The 14,077-nt window shown below is 73.6% G+C and carries 14 protein-coding genes and 1 tRNA gene; 8 read left to right on the forward strand and 7 right to left on the reverse strand.

The genetic code is table 11. The features are described 5' to 3' along the window. Window positions 1-60 precede the first annotated feature (60 nt). Window positions 61-714, reverse strand: a complete 654-nt coding sequence (locus BX266_RS30670; RefSeq protein ID WP_099905111.1) for a Crp/Fnr family transcriptional regulator — start codon at window positions 712-714, stop codon at window positions 61-63. Window positions 715-758: 44 nt separating this feature from the next. Further along, the gene (locus BX266_RS30675; protein WP_099905113.1) at window positions 759-1,274 is read right to left on the reverse strand and encodes a Pycsar system effector family protein; all 516 of its coding nucleotides are present in this window, start codon (window positions 1,272-1,274) and stop codon (window positions 759-761) included. Window positions 1,275-1,334: 60 nt separating this feature from the next. On the opposite strand from BX266_RS30675, the gene BX266_RS30680 reads away from it, so the two are divergent. Further along, a complete protein-coding gene (locus tag BX266_RS30680; protein ID WP_099905116.1) occupies window positions 1,335-1,574 on the forward strand; it encodes a hypothetical protein in 240 nt (79 codons plus the stop codon). Between the two features lie 35 nt (window positions 1,575-1,609). On the opposite strand, the gene BX266_RS30685 is transcribed toward BX266_RS30680, so the two are convergent. Then, window positions 1,610-1,694, reverse strand: a tRNA-Leu gene (locus BX266_RS30685). Between the two features lie 269 nt (window positions 1,695-1,963). Between BX266_RS30685 and BX266_RS30690 the strand changes: the two genes are divergently transcribed. The 3 genes from BX266_RS30690 (at window position 1,964) to BX266_RS30705 (ending at window position 4,879) form a co-directional block, all read left to right on the forward strand. Continuing rightward, entirely contained in the window at window positions 1,964-3,286 is a 1,323-nt protein-coding gene (locus BX266_RS30690) for a M20/M25/M40 family metallo-hydrolase (protein ID WP_099905118.1), read from the forward strand. 217 nt (window positions 3,287-3,503) lie between these two features. Further along, the gene (locus tag BX266_RS30695; protein WP_099905121.1) at window positions 3,504-3,746 is read left to right on the forward strand and encodes a chaplin; all 243 of its coding nucleotides are present in this window, start codon (window positions 3,504-3,506) and stop codon (window positions 3,744-3,746) included. Window positions 3,747-4,117: 371 nt separating this feature from the next. Continuing rightward, entirely contained in the window at window positions 4,118-4,879 is a 762-nt protein-coding gene (locus BX266_RS30705; protein WP_259464935.1) for a chaplin, read from the forward strand. 94 nt (window positions 4,880-4,973) lie between these two features. Here the strand turns inward: BX266_RS30705 and BX266_RS30710 are convergent, their stop codons facing one another. Next, window positions 4,974-5,183, reverse strand: coding sequence for a DUF5703 family protein (locus BX266_RS30710; RefSeq protein WP_259465176.1), 210 nt, complete (start codon window positions 5,181-5,183; stop codon window positions 4,974-4,976). A gap of 372 nt (window positions 5,184-5,555) precedes the next feature. Here BX266_RS30710 and BX266_RS30715 point away from each other — a divergent pair, with 372 nt between their 5' ends. Further along, window positions 5,556-6,158 carry a hypothetical protein gene (locus BX266_RS30715; RefSeq protein WP_099905133.1) on the forward strand — a complete coding sequence of 201 codons (603 nt, stop codon included), beginning with the start codon at window positions 5,556-5,558 and terminating at the stop codon, window positions 6,156-6,158. A 69-nt stretch (window positions 6,159-6,227) separates the two neighbouring features. On the opposite strand, the gene BX266_RS30720 is transcribed toward BX266_RS30715, so the two are convergent. Next, window positions 6,228-8,222, reverse strand: coding sequence for a helix-hairpin-helix domain-containing protein (locus tag BX266_RS30720; protein WP_259464936.1), 1,995 nt, complete (start codon window positions 8,220-8,222; stop codon window positions 6,228-6,230). Between the two features lie 31 nt (window positions 8,223-8,253). Next, the gene (locus BX266_RS30725; protein ID WP_099905135.1) at window positions 8,254-9,231 is read right to left on the reverse strand and encodes an aldo/keto reductase; all 978 of its coding nucleotides are present in this window, start codon (window positions 9,229-9,231) and stop codon (window positions 8,254-8,256) included. Between the two features lie 214 nt (window positions 9,232-9,445). Here BX266_RS30725 and BX266_RS30730 point away from each other — a divergent pair, with 214 nt between their 5' ends. Next, window positions 9,446-10,492 carry an LLM class F420-dependent oxidoreductase gene (locus BX266_RS30730; RefSeq protein ID WP_099905137.1) on the forward strand — a complete coding sequence of 349 codons (1,047 nt, stop codon included), beginning with the start codon at window positions 9,446-9,448 and terminating at the stop codon, window positions 10,490-10,492. Window positions 10,493-10,930: 438 nt separating this feature from the next. Here BX266_RS30730 and BX266_RS30735 read toward each other — a convergent pair whose 3' ends face one another. Further along, a complete protein-coding gene (locus BX266_RS30735; RefSeq protein WP_099905139.1) occupies window positions 10,931-11,422 on the reverse strand; it encodes a MarR family winged helix-turn-helix transcriptional regulator in 492 nt (163 codons plus the stop codon). 72 nt (window positions 11,423-11,494) lie between these two features. Here BX266_RS30735 and BX266_RS30740 point away from each other — a divergent pair, with 72 nt between their 5' ends. Together BX266_RS30740 and BX266_RS30745 are read left to right on the forward strand one after the other, a co-directional pair. Beyond that, on the forward strand, window positions 11,495-12,928 hold the full coding sequence (locus tag BX266_RS30740) for a DHA2 family efflux MFS transporter permease subunit (RefSeq protein WP_099905141.1): 1,434 nt from the start codon (window positions 11,495-11,497) through the stop codon (window positions 12,926-12,928). A 183-nt stretch (window positions 12,929-13,111) separates the two neighbouring features. Beyond that, window positions 13,112-13,969 carry an alpha/beta fold hydrolase gene (locus BX266_RS30745; RefSeq protein WP_099905143.1) on the forward strand — a complete coding sequence of 286 codons (858 nt, stop codon included), beginning with the start codon at window positions 13,112-13,114 and terminating at the stop codon, window positions 13,967-13,969. The last annotated feature ends 108 nt before the right edge of the window (window positions 13,970-14,077 follow it).

The following is a 14,077-nucleotide window of genomic DNA, read 5'->3' on the forward strand; positions in this document are numbered from 1 at the left end:
GCTTGGCCGAACGGAGCGGCGGTGCCCAGTACTGGGCACCGCCGCGGTGGCCTGCGTCACTCATGCGAGCGTGTCCGCCCGGATGGCCGGCATGTTCCGGATGACCAGCCCGCCGCTGGCCTCGGTCCCGAGCCAGCCCCGTTCCCGCCACGGTCTGATCGCGCTGCCCACCCCGTTCCGGGAGGCACCGATCAGCTGCGAGAGCTCGGTCTGGGTCAACCGCACCACGGTCTCCGCGCCGTGCCGGGAAGCCGCCTGGACCAGTCGGCCCAGGGCAGCGGCCAAGCGCACCGGCACCGGCGCGGTCGCCATTTCCAGGCGGACCGCCTCCGCTTCCCGAACCCGCGCAATGGCGTGCCGCAGCAGGGGAATTGTCAGATCGTTTTCGCGGACGAAGGCGAGGAAGTCGGGAGCGGGGACGAGATGGACGCGGCACGGCTCGGCAGCGATCACCGAGGCTGAGCGCGGCTGGGCATCCAGGACCGCGAGCTCGCCGAGCAGTTCGCCGGCGCCGCGGACAGCCAGCAGCGTCCGCTCGCCGTTGGCGCCCGCCAGGGTGACCAGGGTGGATCCGGAGCTCAGCAGGATCACCTGGGTGCCGGGGTCGCCCTGGCGGAGCAGCATCGATCTGGCGGGGCGGCTGCGTTCCGGTGCGAGATTGCGCAGTTCTGACCAGAGCTGGTCACCGATGAGAGATTCATGGGAAAAATACATGTGCCCCCCCCTGAGTTTCCTCGGACAACAGTGGCGCAATGCTCTCAATGCGCGCAGGAAATCAACAGGCCAATTCCGGTCACCGTGCCCGCCGCGGCGATCAGGTCAACCGAGGCCCTGACGGCCCGGAACTTCCGCTCGGCTAGCCGTGCCAGCCGCCAGAGGCGCTGCGCCTCGAGTTCGATCAGGGTTGCTCGGTCCAGAGTCGCCACGTCGGCGAAAGCGCTCGCCATCACCGGCCCGGCCCGGAAGGGCGCCAGTTCGGCCAGCGACCAGGCTTGCGGCAGCACGGGCCGGATGGCGACAAGCGCGGCCGCCGCCGCGGCGAGCAGGAGCACGCAGCCGCACAGCACGGCCGCTGTCAGCAGGGCCGGCCTGGTGGACCAGGCCGGGGCGGCCGCCACCGCCGCGGTCAGCGTGCCGCCAGCCAGCGCGCAGAGCGCAGTAGCCTTTCCGTCGGCGCGCTGGAGCTCTACGAGCACCGCCGCCGACCTGGCACTGAGGACCGCTTCCACCGGAACGGGCGAGAGATCGGCAGCCCCGCTGTTCGTCTCTGGCATCGACACTCCCTGGATGGTCGCACGATTCGGTCGTGACCACTTTCAGGGAGGCGGGTACAAGTGGAAGCCCAGTACCGGTCACTGTTGCTGTTCGCCGCGTCACGGTTCGCGTTCTACGGCAGGCGTTCCACCGAAGAGCACCAGGACCACGTCACGTCGCGCGGCTCGCAGATGCTGCAGACGGAGTCCCGTGGTCTCCGCGTGGCCCTGACGCTGGCGCTCTCCTGGCGGCGCTGGTCGAGTTGTGCGATACAGAACGGCAAAAACCGCCTCCGGCTGTCTGCAGGAGGCGGCAATTAGCAGTGCCGAAAAACCAAGCGCTGCAGGGAAAAGAGTGTCCGAGGGGGGACTTGAACCCCCACGCCCGATAAAGGGCACTAGCACCTCAAGCTAGCGCGTCTGCCATTCCGCCACCCGGACCGGGTGTCGTCCTCGCGGGGTAGGTGTCCCGCGCTGACATGGACAACAGTAGCAAAGATCGTCGGGGAGACCCAAAACCGGGGGCGGTGGGGCGGGCGGGGCTTCGAAAGGAGGGTGGGGGACGGGGTCGTCAGGAGTGTCGGGGGATATGCCCTTGGGGCCGGACGGGTGCTGGGGGAGGATGGCGGGACGACGCCCGCGGCCTCCGGCCGGGCCGGGGCGGCGCGGGCCGCAGCCGCGCCGGGGCGGGCAGACACGAGGTGGGAGCGATGAGTGTGGGCAGCGAGCGCGTGGTGACGGCCGAGTCGGAGGTCGCCGAGATCTGCCGGGACCTGATCCGCATCGACACCAGCAACTACGGGGACGGCTCGGGCCCGGGGGAGCGGAAGGCGGCCGAGTACGTCGCCGAGCAGCTCGCCGAGTTCGGGCTGGAGCCGCAGATCTTCGAGTCGGAGAAGGGCCGCGCCTCGACGGTGGTGCGGATCGAGGGCGAGGACCGGTCGCGTCCGGGCCTGCTGATCCACGGCCACACCGACGTGGTGCCGGCCAACGCCGCGGACTGGACGGTGCACCCGTTCTCCGGCGAGATCACCGACGGCTGCGTGTGGGGCCGCGGCGCCGTCGACATGAAGGACATGGACGCGATGACCCTGGCGGTCGTCCGCGACCGGCTGCGCACCGGCCGCAAGCCCCCGCGCGACCTGGTGCTGGCGTTCCTCGCCGACGAGGAGGCGGGCGGCACATACGGCGCCCGGTTCCTGGTGGACCGGCACCCGGACCTGTTCGAGGGCGTCACCGAGGCGATCGGCGAGGTCGGCGGCTTCTCCTTCACCGTCAACGACCAGGCCCGGCTGTACCTGGTGGAGACGGCGGAGAAGGGCATGCACTGGATGCGCCTGACCGTCGAGGGCCGGGCCGGGCACGGCTCGATGGAGAACGACGACAACGCGATCACCGAGCTGTGCGAGGCGGTCGCCCGGCTCGGCCGGCACCAGTTCCCGCTGCGGATCACCAAGACGGTGCGGGCGTTCCTGGACGAGCTGTCCGACGCGCTCGGCGTGCCGCTCGACCCGGAGGACATGGACGAGACGCTGCGGGTGCTCGGCGGCATCGCCAAGATGATCGGCACCACCCTGCGCAACACCGCCCAGCCGACCATGCTCGGGGCCGGCTACAAGGTGAACGTGATCCCCGGCCAGGCCACCGCGCACGTGGACGGCCGCTTCCTGCCCGGGTACGAGGAGGAGTTCCTGGCCGAGCTGGACAGCGTGCTCGGCCCGCGCGTGAAGCGCGAGAGCCTGCACTACGACAAGGCGTTGGAGACCAGCTTCGACGGCGCCCTGGTCGACGCGATGCAGACCGCGCTGCGCGCCGAGGACCCGATCGCCCGGGCCGTCCCCTACTGCCTGTCCGGCGGCACGGACGCCAAGTCCTTCCAGGACCTGGGCATCCGTTGCTTCGGCTTCGCGCCGCTGCAGCTCCCGCCGGAGCTGGACTTCGCCGGGATGTTCCACGGCGTGGACGAGCGGGTGCCGGTGGACGGCCTGAAGTTCGGCGTGCGGGTGCTCGACCGGTTCATCGATCTGGCCTGAGGCGAGGAGCCGGGAAATCCCGGGGGAGGCGTCGGCGTCCGTCGGATTAGTCGGGCGAGCATCAGAGCTGTTCGGCATCCGAAATGGCGATCATCTGTTCGCTTGATCACTTCAACGGGTGAATGCGGATCCGGTCCCGTATCCCGGTCGCCGGGCCTTCGTTCTTCCGTGTGCAGCCCGGGGGAACGGGCTGGAATCGACCAGGAGGAACAGTCAGATGAAGGCCAAGAAGATCGCTGCCGTCGTCGCCGCCACCGGTGGCCTGGTGCTCGCGGGCGCCGGCGTCGCCTCGGCGCACGGCGGCGCCCACGCGGACGGCTCCGCGGTCGCCTCGCCGGGCGTGCTCTCGGGCAACCTGATCCAGGTCCCGGTGCACATCCCGGTGAACGTCTGCGGCAACACCATCAGCGTGATCGGCCTGCTCAACCCGGCGTTCGGCAACAGCTGCCAGAACGTCTGAGCGGGTCCCGTCGCCGACCGCGACGGGCCGCCGACCCCCGAGTTCCCGCCCCCGCGCGATCCCTGTGTCGCGCGGGGGCGGACCCGTGTCCGGCCGGTGCGGGCGGTGGTGCCGCCCGTCCGGGTGAAGGGTGCGGTTCCGCCTCCACGGCGCAGCTCACCCGATCGGATGAACTGACTGCAGATGGCTCAACCTTCACCGTTAAGAGTCGTTGAAGTAGTGCCCTCGCCGTAGCGGCGCGCAATTCCGACTATCGGATCGGTTCCGGTCCGCGGCGGAATGCGGAAGTGCAACAGAAGCAGTCAGACCATCGGATGAGAAATCAAGGGGAGTCAATGCGACAGGTCGCCAGGAAAGGCCTCCTCACGGCCATGGCCACCGGCAGCGTGCTGGCCTCGACCGCGGGCTACGCCCACGCCGCCGCGGACGCACACGGCGCCGCGACCAACTCGCCGGGCGTCGGGTCCGGGAACACGGTGCAGCTCCCCGTGGAGGTGGATCCCAACGTCTGTGGCAACACGATCAACATCATCGGACTGCTGAACCCGGCGTACGGCAACGACTGCTCGAACCGGAGCAGCAGCCACCGCTCGGACACCCCGCAGGCCGGTTCCTCGGCGAGCGGCACCACCGCGAACTCCCCGGGCGCGGTCTCCGGCAACAACGTGCAGGTGCCGATCACCGCGCCGCTCAACGCCTGCGGCAACTCGGCGGACGTGATCGGCGTCGGCAACCCGGCGTTCGGCAACAGCTGCGGCAACACCGGGACGCCCCACCACCACCCGACCACCCCGCCGCCCAGCACCCCGCCGCACGGTGACGACTGCCCGCCCGACCGGACGGGCGGCGAGCACGGCGGAAACCCGGGCACCCCGGGCAACCCCGGTTCGGACCGCAACGGCGGCCCGAACGGCGACCAGCCGGCCACCCCCAGCACCCCGGCGACGCCGAGCACGCCGGTGACCGCGGGCACCGTCAGCCAGGCCCGGGCCACCGCGCCCACCGCCGGCGAGCAGGCGCAGCTGGCCTCCACCGGCGCGTCCGGCCTGGAGATCCTGGCCCCGACGGGTGCGGCGCTGCTGATCGGCGGCGGGGTGCTGTACCGGCGCTCGCGCTCGCTGGCCCGCCGCTAGGCGCCGGGGGCGGGAACGGCGGACGCCCGCGCCCGGGCGCCCCACCGCGGTGTGCGGTGGGGCGGACCGGGCGCGGGCGTCCGTGCGTGAGGGGCTACCAGGTGGAGCGGACCTGCCGGATGACCCGTCGCTTCAGCCGGACGGTGCGGCTGCCGTCCGGGTAGAGCCGGAGCCGGTCGAGCTCCCAATGCCCGTACTCGGCCTGTTCGGTGAGGAACTGGCGCGCGGCGTTGCGGGTGGTGCCGCGCGGAAGGCGAAGCGACTGGTACTCGTACTCCGGGAGCCGGACCGTTTTGGTAGGGATCAAGGCGTCTCCTCCGCTGCTGTGCTGCCTGCAAGCCTACGGCGCGTCGCCGGCGGGCGGCCGGTTCGGGTACGGCCCGGTCCGTCGGCCCGGCCGGTCGGACGGGTCGAGCGTCGCCCCGGCCGGAGCTGATCGTCAATCAGTTTTCCCTCACCCCAGCGATACCCCCGGCGGGCCGCGAGGATGCGCGGACGGGGCCGCGGACCGGCCAGGTTGTGGCCGGAACCGCTCGGCGGAGGGCTCGCGTCCGCTCCGAGAGCGCGGGCACAGAAGCACGCGGAACGGACATCAGGGGTGAACTTGCCCGGTTTTAGCGGTCGTAGGTGACAACCGCTGTGCGTGTCGTCGCCGGGTGGGGATAGCGTCTGCACCATGTCTGATGCCGCGCAGCTGACCATCACCGAGGTACGGGCCGCCGCAGAGGCGGTCAAGGCCGCCATCGACCGCCACCTGCAGGCCGTCTCCAGCTCCACCGAGCCCGGCGATCCGGTCGTCGTCCACGCGTACGAAGAGCTCGCGGCGGCCGCCATCGCCTACGACCAGATCCTCTACGAGGTCTACGACGAGGTCACCCCGTTCGAGATCCCCGGCGACGAGACCGGGACCGGCTACCAGGGCCCGGAACAGCCCGAGGCGATCAGCGTGCTGATCCGCCGCGACTACCTGATCGCCGACCCGAAGCGCCTGCGCGCCCAGGCCGAGCGGGTCGACGAGTCGCTCACCCCCGGCGGAGGCGGCGAGGGCGAGATCACGGCGGCGATCGGCGTGCTGTTCGGCGAGTACGAGCCGGACGAGATCGCCGCCCGCGCGGAGGAGTTCGGCCTGGAGGAGGGCGACTCCACGCTGTGGGTGTCCGCCACCGACCCGGCCGAGCCCGGCGAGTGGCTGCCCGAGCCGTTCGACGGGGCCGACCCGGAGCTGCTGATCTGCCGCTTCGACGTCAGCGAGGTCTACGACGACGAGCTGGACGACTGAGAGCACGTCGGCATGCGGAAGGGCCCGGGCGGATCGCACCGCCCGGGCCCTTCGTGCGCGCGGGGGCCGCTACTGGTCGGTGAGGACCGAGCGCAGCCGGGTGGTGCGGGCCTGCGCGGGCCGCTCCGCGACCGCCTGGGCGAGCGCCGGGCCGACCGCGTGCACCACCGACAGGTGCCGCTCGGCGCGGCCGAACGCCGAGTACACCCACTGACGGGTCAGCTGGGCCGCCGCGTCCTCCGGCAGCACCACGACCACCGCGGGCCAGCGCCGTCCGACCGCCTGATGGGCCGTCACCGCCCAGCCGTGGCGCAGCTTGGCGGCCTGCGCGGGGGAGAGGGTGAGCCGGCCGCCGTCGGCGAGTTCCAGGTGCAGGCCGCTCGGGTCGCCGTCCAGCACCCGGCCGGGCAGGTTGACGCCCAGCGCGGGGGAGTGCACCACCCGGTCGCCCGGGTCGAAGCCGCCGAACCGGCCCGGGCCGGGGTTCAGCTTCGCCTTGGCGGCGGCGTTCAGCGCCCGCGTCCCGGCCGGGCCGCCGTGCCCCGGCGTCAGCAGCACCGCCTGCTCGGACGGGATGGACAGGGCCCGCGGGATCGAGTCGGTGAGCAGCTGGACCGCCCGGTGGACGGCCTCGCCGCCGTCCTTGGCGGTGAGGATCACCACCTCCTTGTCCGGGGCGTCCACCGGCTGCAGCTCGCCGATGCCGACGCCGGACACCAGCTCGCCGATCGGCCCGAAGTCGGGCGTCCGGGACGCCACCGCCGGGCACGCCCTGGCGGCCAGCAGGTCGGCGAAGAACCGGCCGGGGCCGGCCGACCACAGGCCGCCCGGGTCGCCGGACAGCACCAGCCGGGCGCCGTCCGCCAGTGCCTCCAGCAGGGTCGCCGCGGTCTCCACGTCCAGCAGCGGGGCGTCCAGCACCACCAGCACGTCCAGCGCGAGGGTGCCGTCCACCGCGCGCGGCACCGGGGCGCCGTACAGCAGCTCGGCCAGGGTGCCGATCCGGCCGGCGGCGGGGGAGCCCTCGGGCAGCAGCGCGGCCAGCGCGTCCCGGCCCTGGCCCGTCCAGGTCGCGCCCCACACCCGCAGGCCGAGGCCGGCAGCGGCGTGCAGCAGCGCGGCCGGCTCGGCGCGGGCCGCCTCGCCGCCGGTGTGCAGCACCAGGCCGGCCGCCGCCGCGGTCCGGATCAGCTCCTGCGCGGAGCGGGAGGACGCGGCCGCGGCGGCCTGCTTCCAGGCGGCCGGGCCGGGCTGGACGGGAGCGGCCGGGGTCTCGGGCGCGCCGGGGGCCTGCGGGGTTGCCGGCTCGTCAGCGGGGGCCTCGTCCGCGTCCTCCGCCGGCTCCGCGTCGTCCGCGTCCTCGCCCGGGGTGAACGTCGACAGCAGGCGGACCAGGCCCTCGCCGAGGCTCTCCTCGGCCAGCGCCAGGCGCTCCAGGGCCAGCAGGGTGCGGACGGGCGGCTCCTCGTCCTCGTCGTGGCTGCCCGGCGGCATCGGCAGCTCCTCCTGGAACGGCATCACCCGCCCGTCCACCAGCACCGCCTGCAGGGCGGCCGCCGGGTCCGGGACGTGCTGGGCGCGCAGCGCCTCGGAGACCTCGCCGAGCTCCTGCGCGGAGTGCCCGCGCAGCGCGGCCTGCTCCAGCAGCCAGGTCACCAGTGCCTGGGCGCGGCGCGGATCGCCGGGCTGCGCCTGCGGACCCAGCAGGCCGCGGGCGAAGCCGTCCGCGTGCTCGGGGCGGACGCCGGGCAGGGAGAGCACCGCCCACGGGTCCTCGCGCAGCTGCTCGGCCGCGCCCTCGCCGAGCTCGGCGATCGCCGCGGGGGCGAGCTGGGCGGGCGCGCCGCCGGCCGCCAGCACCTCGGTGACGGCGGCCAGCGAGGCCTGCCGCTGCGCGTCGCCCTCCGGCCCCGCGGCGCGGGGCGCGGGCGCTGACGGGCCGTCGGCCCCGGACGGCCCGGCCTGGCCGGACTGCCCGACCGCGCGGATCGCTTCGGCGAGGGCGGCTACCGTGCCGGCGTGCTGCTCGGCGGCCGGGGCCGGGCTCTCCTCAGGGGTGGTCATGTGCGGAAGGCTCCTTCAGCGGGCCGGACGGCTACAGCTCCGTCCAGCCCTGGTCCGGGTAGCGGTGCACCGGGGCCGACACGTCGTCCAGCGCAGCGCGGATCTCACCCGGAAGCGTAAGGGCCTCGACCGACAGCGAGGACTGCAGCTGGGCGGCGGTGCGGGCGCCCAGCAGCGTCGCCGACACGCCCGGGCGGTCCCGCACCCACGCCAGCGCCACCTTCAGCGGGGTGGAGGCCAGGCCGTCGGCGGCGGTGGCCAGCGCGTCCACGATCCGCCGGGAGGTCTCGCCGAGGTACGGCTGCACCGAGCCCGTCGGCTGCGGTGAGGCGCCGCGCGACTCCGGCGGCACCCCGTGCCGGTACTTGCCGGTCAGCACGCCGCGGCCGAGCGGCGAGCAGGCCAGCAGGCCCACCCCGGCGTCCAGCGCGGCGGGCAGCGCCTCGCGTTCGATGCCGCGCTGCAGCAGCGAGTACTCCAGCTGCACCGAGGCCAGCGGGGCGCGGCCGGGCGAAGCCTGCTGCCGGGCCGCGGACTTGGCGAGCTGCCAGCCGCTGTACTGGCACACCCCGACGTACCGGGCCCGCCCGGAGGACACCGCCAGGTCGAGCGCGTGCAGGGTCTCCTCGGTGGGTGTGGCCGGGTCGTACGCGTGCACCTGCCACAGGTCGACGTGGTCGGTGCCGAGACGGCGCAGCGAGGCGTCCAGGGCGTTCAGCAGGTGGCCGCGCGAGGCGTCGGGGCGGGGACTGCCGGGCAGCGAGCCGGCCTTGGTGGCGATCAGCAGCTCGGAGCGCGGGACCAGACTGTCCGTCAGCCGCGACAGCAGGTACTCGGCGCCGCCGTCGGCGTACGTGTCGGCGGTGTCCACCAGGTTGCCGCCGGCGTCCGCGAACGCCTTCAACTGCTCGGCGGCCTCGTGCTCGTCGGTGTCCCGGCCCCAGGTGAGGGTGCCCAGGCCGAGCCGGGAGACCCGCAGTCCGGTCCGGCCGAGCTGTCGCAGTTCCATCGCGCCTCCGTCACCCCGTGATCGTGCAGCTCGGGAGCCGCGCCCCCCACGTGCAGTGAGGTTAGCGGCGAAACCCCTTCGGGCCGGGGACGACCCGCGCGGCCGACGTGTCCGCGCGCCGCGCGGTGATTCACACCGCCGCTACCCGTCAGTAGCATGACCTTCCACGGCGGGGCTAGGCTCACCGCACCACCCGACTGGAAGGCTTGGGCACATGCGACTCGGGATCAACCTCGGCTACTGGGGACTCGGCCTGGACGCCGACAACATCGCGGTCGCCCAGGAGGCCGACCGGCTCGGCTACTCGGTCTGCTGGGCCGCCGAGGCGTACGGCTCGGACGCCGCCACCGTCCTGTCGTTCGTCGCCGCGAAGACCGAACGGATCGACGTCGGCTCGGCCATCTTCCAGATCCCGGCCCGCACCCCCGCGATGACCGCGATGACCGCCGCCACCCTCGACACCCTCTCCGGCGGACGCTTCCGGCTCGGCCTCGGCGTCTCCGGCCCGCAGGTCTCCGAGGGCTGGTACGGCGTCAAGTTCGACAAGCCGCTGGCCCGCACCCGCGAGTACGTCGAGATCGTGCGCAAGGCGATGTCCCGCGAGCGGCTGCAGCACGACGGCGCCAACTGGACGCTCCCGCTGCCCGGCGGGCCCGGCAAGGCGCTCAAGCTCACCGTCCACCCCGTCCGCGAGCACCTGCCGATCTACATCGCCTCGATGGGCCCGAAGAACCTCGAACTCACCGGCGAGATCGCCGACGGCTGGCTCGGCCTGTTCTTCGCGCCCGAGCACGCCGCGCTCTCCACCGACGCGCTCGCCGCCGGCCGCGCCAAGGCCGGGCTCACCCTCGACGGCTTCGACCTCTGCCCCACCGTCAACATCGCCGTCGGCGAGGACATCCACGCCGCCGCCGACACCCTGCGCGACTACACCGCGCTCTACCTCGGCGGCATGGGCAGCAAGGAGAAGAACTTCTACAGCCAGCTCGCCCGCCGGATGGGCTTCGAGCAGGCCGCCGACGAAGTCCAGACCCACTACCTGGCCCGCGACAAGGCCGCCGCCGCGGCCGCCGTCCCGCACGACTTCATCGACGCGACCGCCCTCCTCGGCGACACCGCCCGCATCGCCGACCGGATGCAGGCCTACGCCGCCGCCGGCGTCACCACCCTCACCCTCGCCCCGGCCGGCTGGACCCTGGACGACCGGATCGCCGCCCTCCGCACCGGCGTCGACGCCCTGGAGCGCGCCGGGCTCGCGTAAACGGTCTGCTCGGCGGGCGATGGCCCCTGCGCCCGGACGCGGCAAGGCGCTCCACCTGGACCCGGAGTTCGCCGGCGGCCCTCGGCGGAGGCATGAACAGGGCCGCCTGCAGCTTGTCCCGGGCCCAGCCCTCGCCGCAGCAGCGGCAGGTGAACCCGGCCTCCCACTGCCTCCAGCGGCGCCTCGTGCCGTGGACGTGCACGGACCACACGCTCAGCGCCACGGTCACGATGCCCGGGGCAGGCGCTCCCGTTCGAGCAGGCGGACGGGGGCGTTCGCGGCGCCCGACAGACCCGGGACGTCGCGATACCGGACCCAGGGCCCGCCCCGGCGGGGTGCCCGCGGCCGGAGTGAAGCCGGAGTTCTACGAGGCACGGCCCCTTCGGATGCACGTCATGGACGGCATGTTCCCACAACCCGCGACGGCCGGGGCCCCGCTCACTCGGCCGGGTCGGTGGGGTCCGGTGCGGGGTCGTCGGTGGTGACGGCGGTGCGGATGCGGGCGAGCAGGGTGCGGAGTTGGTCGCGTTCGGCGGTGGTCAGCGCGCCGGTGGCGGTGGCGAGGGCGGCGCGGTCCAGTTCCTCGGCCTCGCGGTGGCGGCGGGTTCCCTCGGCGGTGAGGGTCAGCAGGAAGGCGCGCCGGTCGGAGGGGTGGCGGACGCGCTCCACCAGGCCGTCGCGTTCGAGGCTGTCGACGATGGTGGTCGTGGTGCGGGCGGCGTTGCCGACGTACTCGGCGAGGTCGCGCATGCGCAGCGGCTGGCCGGCGAGGGCGAGGACGCGCAGGGTCCGCAGGCGGGCCACCGAGGCGCCGTGCTCGCGCAGTCGGCCGTCCACGAAGATGCGCAACCTGTGTGTGGTGTCGAAGAGTTCGTCGATCAGGAGGTCGCTGCTGCCGAACCGCTGCCGGGTCGTCGATTCCTCTGCCATGCCGTGCCTTTCTCGTCCCCCGGGCGTCCACGGAGTTCCTGAGCATCATCATAGTGAGTATGCTCAGCTTCCATGAGCACCCGCCTGGGCCAGCGCCGTGTCGTGCCCATCATGGCTGTCCTGACCACCTTCATCTGCATCATCGACGGAGCCATCACCACCGTCGCCCTCCCCAGCATCGCCCGGCAGTTCGACCTCACCCCGGCCGCCCTCACCGGCGTCGTCGTGATCTACCCCGTCTGCCTCGGCATGGTGATCCCCGCCTCCGCCTGGCTGGTGGAGCGGTACGGCGGCCGCCGCACGCTGCTGCTCTCGCTCACCGCCTTCACCGTCGCCAGCGGCCTGTGCGGCGCCGCCCCGAACCTGACCGCCCTGGTCGCCGCCCGCGCCCTGCAGGGACTCGCCGCCGGCCTGCTGATGCCCACCTCGCAGGTCCTGATGTTCCGCACCTTCAGCCAGGCCGAGCAGGTCCGGCTGTCCCGGCTGATGGTCGTGCCCCAGCAGATCGCCCCGGCGATCGCGCCGCTGCTCGGCGGCCTGCTGGTCACCGACCTGTCCTGGCGCTGGGTGTTCTACGTCAACGTGCCGTTCGGCGCCGCGGCCGTGCTGTTCGGCGCGCTCTTCCTCGCCGAGCACCGCGACCACACCGCGGGCCGCCTCGACCTGCCCGGCCTGCTGCTCTGCGCCGTCGGCACGGCCGCCCTGATGTACGGCGTCTGCACCGGCCCGGACCTCGGCTGGGCCCGGCCGCAGGTGCTCGGCTCGCTGGTGGCCGGCGGCGTGCTGCTCGCGATCGCCGTCCGGCACCAACTCCGCACGCCCGAACCGATCCTGAGGCTGCGGCTGTTCCGCGACCGGCTGTTCCGCGACACCAACCTGATCAGCCTGGTCGGCTACGTGCCGATGATGGGCGCGATGTTCCTCGGCCCGATCTTCATCCAGGAGGCCCGCGGCGGCTCGGCGCTGGAGAGCGGCAGCACCACCTTCACCGAGGCGTTCGGCGTCCTGCTGACCATGCAGGTGGTCGGCGCGCTCTACCACCGGATCGGGCCGCGCCTGATCATCGGCACCGGCCTGCTGGGCGTCGCCGGCGTCATGCTGCTGTTCGCCACCGCCGACGCGCAGACCGGACTGTGGACCTTCCGCGGCTACATGTTCCTGCTCGGCCTGGCCATGGGCGCGGTCTTCATCCCGACCACCATCGCCTCGTTCAGCACCGTCGACCGGGCGGACGTCGCGCACGCCGCCACCCTCAACACCGTCGTCCGGCAGACCGGCAGCGCGCTGGCCCCCGCCGTGGTCACCTCCGTCCTGGTGCTCGGCGCGACCGGCTCCGAGCGGGTGCACCCGCCGATGGCCTCCTACCAGCTCAGCTACTTCGTGCTGGCGGCGGTCGCGCTCGCCGCCGGACTGTTCGCCTTCACCATGCCGGACGGCCCCGCGCGCAGCTCGGTGACCCCCCGCCCGCAGGCGGTCGGCCGCCGCCAGCGGCAGCAGGTCGGCTGAGCGGGCCGGCTCCCCGCAGCGGCGGGCCGGTGCAGGCCGAGCAGCCGGGCCTGGTGGGCCGTGCGGGCAGCTCCGCCTGGACGGCGCTGCCCGCGCCGCTGACCCCCGCGGCCAGGGGCGGTGCGATCCCCGGGGGACCGATGAGTTCGGGCGCCGGGGCCCGTCCGTCCTGGTATGAGTCCGATGACCACAGTCGACGTCAATGCAGTCGCCCTGGGCGTGGAGTCGTTCGGTGACGAGCGGGCGCCGCTCGTGCTGCTCGTCGGTGCGCCGACCATGCTCTCCTGGCCCGACGCGCTCTGCGCACGCCTCGCCGCCGGCGGCCGCCGCGCGGTGCGCTACGACCTGCGGGACAGCGGGGGGTCGACGACGGCCGACCCGGAGGCCCCCGCCTACACCCTGCGCGACCTCGCCGCCGACGCCGCGGCCCTGGTCGGCGCGCTCGGCGGCGGACCGGCGCAGCTCGCGGGGATCGGCGTCGGCGGAATGGTGGCGCAGGTGGCGGCGCTCGACCACCCGGGCGCGTTCTCGGCGCTCACCCTGGCCGGCACCCGCCCCGTCGCCCCGGGGCCGGTCGACCCGGACCTTCCCGAGCACGACGGGCCGACCATGGGCCGCCTGTTCGCCCGTCAGCTGCCCGACTGGGCCGACCGCGCGGCGGTCGCCGAGTTCGCCGCCGCCGGAGCGGAGATCCTCGGCGACGACCCCGCCGCCGCGCGCGCCACCGCCGCCCGGATCTGGGAACGCACGCCCGGCGTCACCCCGCCGGTCCACCTGGCCAACCACCTCGGCCTGGTGTTCGCCAAGCTCGACTGCACCCCCCGCTGGCGCGAGCGCCTGCCCGAGATCAACCTCCCCACCCTGGTGGTGCACGGCCGCCGCAACCGCTTCTTCCCCGTCGGCAACGGCGAGGCCCTCGCCCGCGAGATCCCCGCCGCCCGGCTGCTCGTCCTCGAGGACGCCGCCACCGCGATCCCCGCGACGGCCGTCGAGGAGGTCGCCGACGCGATGCTCGGGCTGACCTGTGCAAAGGATCGTTGAAGAATATGTTTTGACGGTGTAGAAGGTTCCGATACGATCCCGCCCAACGGCCGCCGTGTGAGCCAGGTTCCACGGCGGTCGTCTTCGTGCGATCTGCTTCCCTGGGGG

Source organism: Streptomyces sp. TLI_171 (genome assembly GCF_003610255.1).
In the GTDB taxonomy this organism is placed as follows: Bacteria; Actinomycetota; Actinomycetes; order Streptomycetales; family Streptomycetaceae; genus Kitasatospora.

Bases quoted from the DNA above. Each gene is read 5' to 3' on its own strand.
- BX266_RS30745 (WP_099905143.1), top strand. From the start codon at position 13,112: ATGACCACAGTCGACGTCAATGCAGTCGCCCTGGGCGTGGAGTCGTTC.
- BX266_RS30720 (WP_259464936.1), bottom strand. From the start codon at position 8,222: ATGACCACCCCTGAGGAGAGCCCGGCCCCGGCCGCCGAGCAGCACGCC.
- BX266_RS30725 (WP_099905135.1), bottom strand. From the start codon at position 9,231: ATGGAACTGCGACAGCTCGGCCGGACCGGACTGCGGGTCTCCCGGCTC.
- BX266_RS30705 (WP_259464935.1), top strand. From the start codon at position 4,118: ATGGCCACCGGCAGCGTGCTGGCCTCGACCGCGGGCTACGCCCACGCC.
- BX266_RS30735 (WP_099905139.1), bottom strand. From the start codon at position 11,422: ATGGCAGAGGAATCGACGACCCGGCAGCGGTTCGGCAGCAGCGACCTC.
- BX266_RS30695 (WP_099905121.1), top strand. From the start codon at position 3,504: ATGAAGGCCAAGAAGATCGCTGCCGTCGTCGCCGCCACCGGTGGCCTG.
- BX266_RS30715 (WP_099905133.1), top strand. From the start codon at position 5,556: ATGTCTGATGCCGCGCAGCTGACCATCACCGAGGTACGGGCCGCCGCA.
- BX266_RS30690 (WP_099905118.1), top strand. From the start codon at position 1,964: ATGAGTGTGGGCAGCGAGCGCGTGGTGACGGCCGAGTCGGAGGTCGCC.
- BX266_RS30730 (WP_099905137.1), top strand. From the start codon at position 9,446: ATGCGACTCGGGATCAACCTCGGCTACTGGGGACTCGGCCTGGACGCC.
- BX266_RS30675 (WP_099905113.1), bottom strand. From the start codon at position 1,274: ATGCCAGAGACGAACAGCGGGGCTGCCGATCTCTCGCCCGTTCCGGTG.
- BX266_RS30670 (WP_099905111.1), bottom strand. From the start codon at position 714: ATGTATTTTTCCCATGAATCTCTCATCGGTGACCAGCTCTGGTCAGAA.
- BX266_RS30740 (WP_099905141.1), top strand. From the start codon at position 11,495: ATGAGCACCCGCCTGGGCCAGCGCCGTGTCGTGCCCATCATGGCTGTC.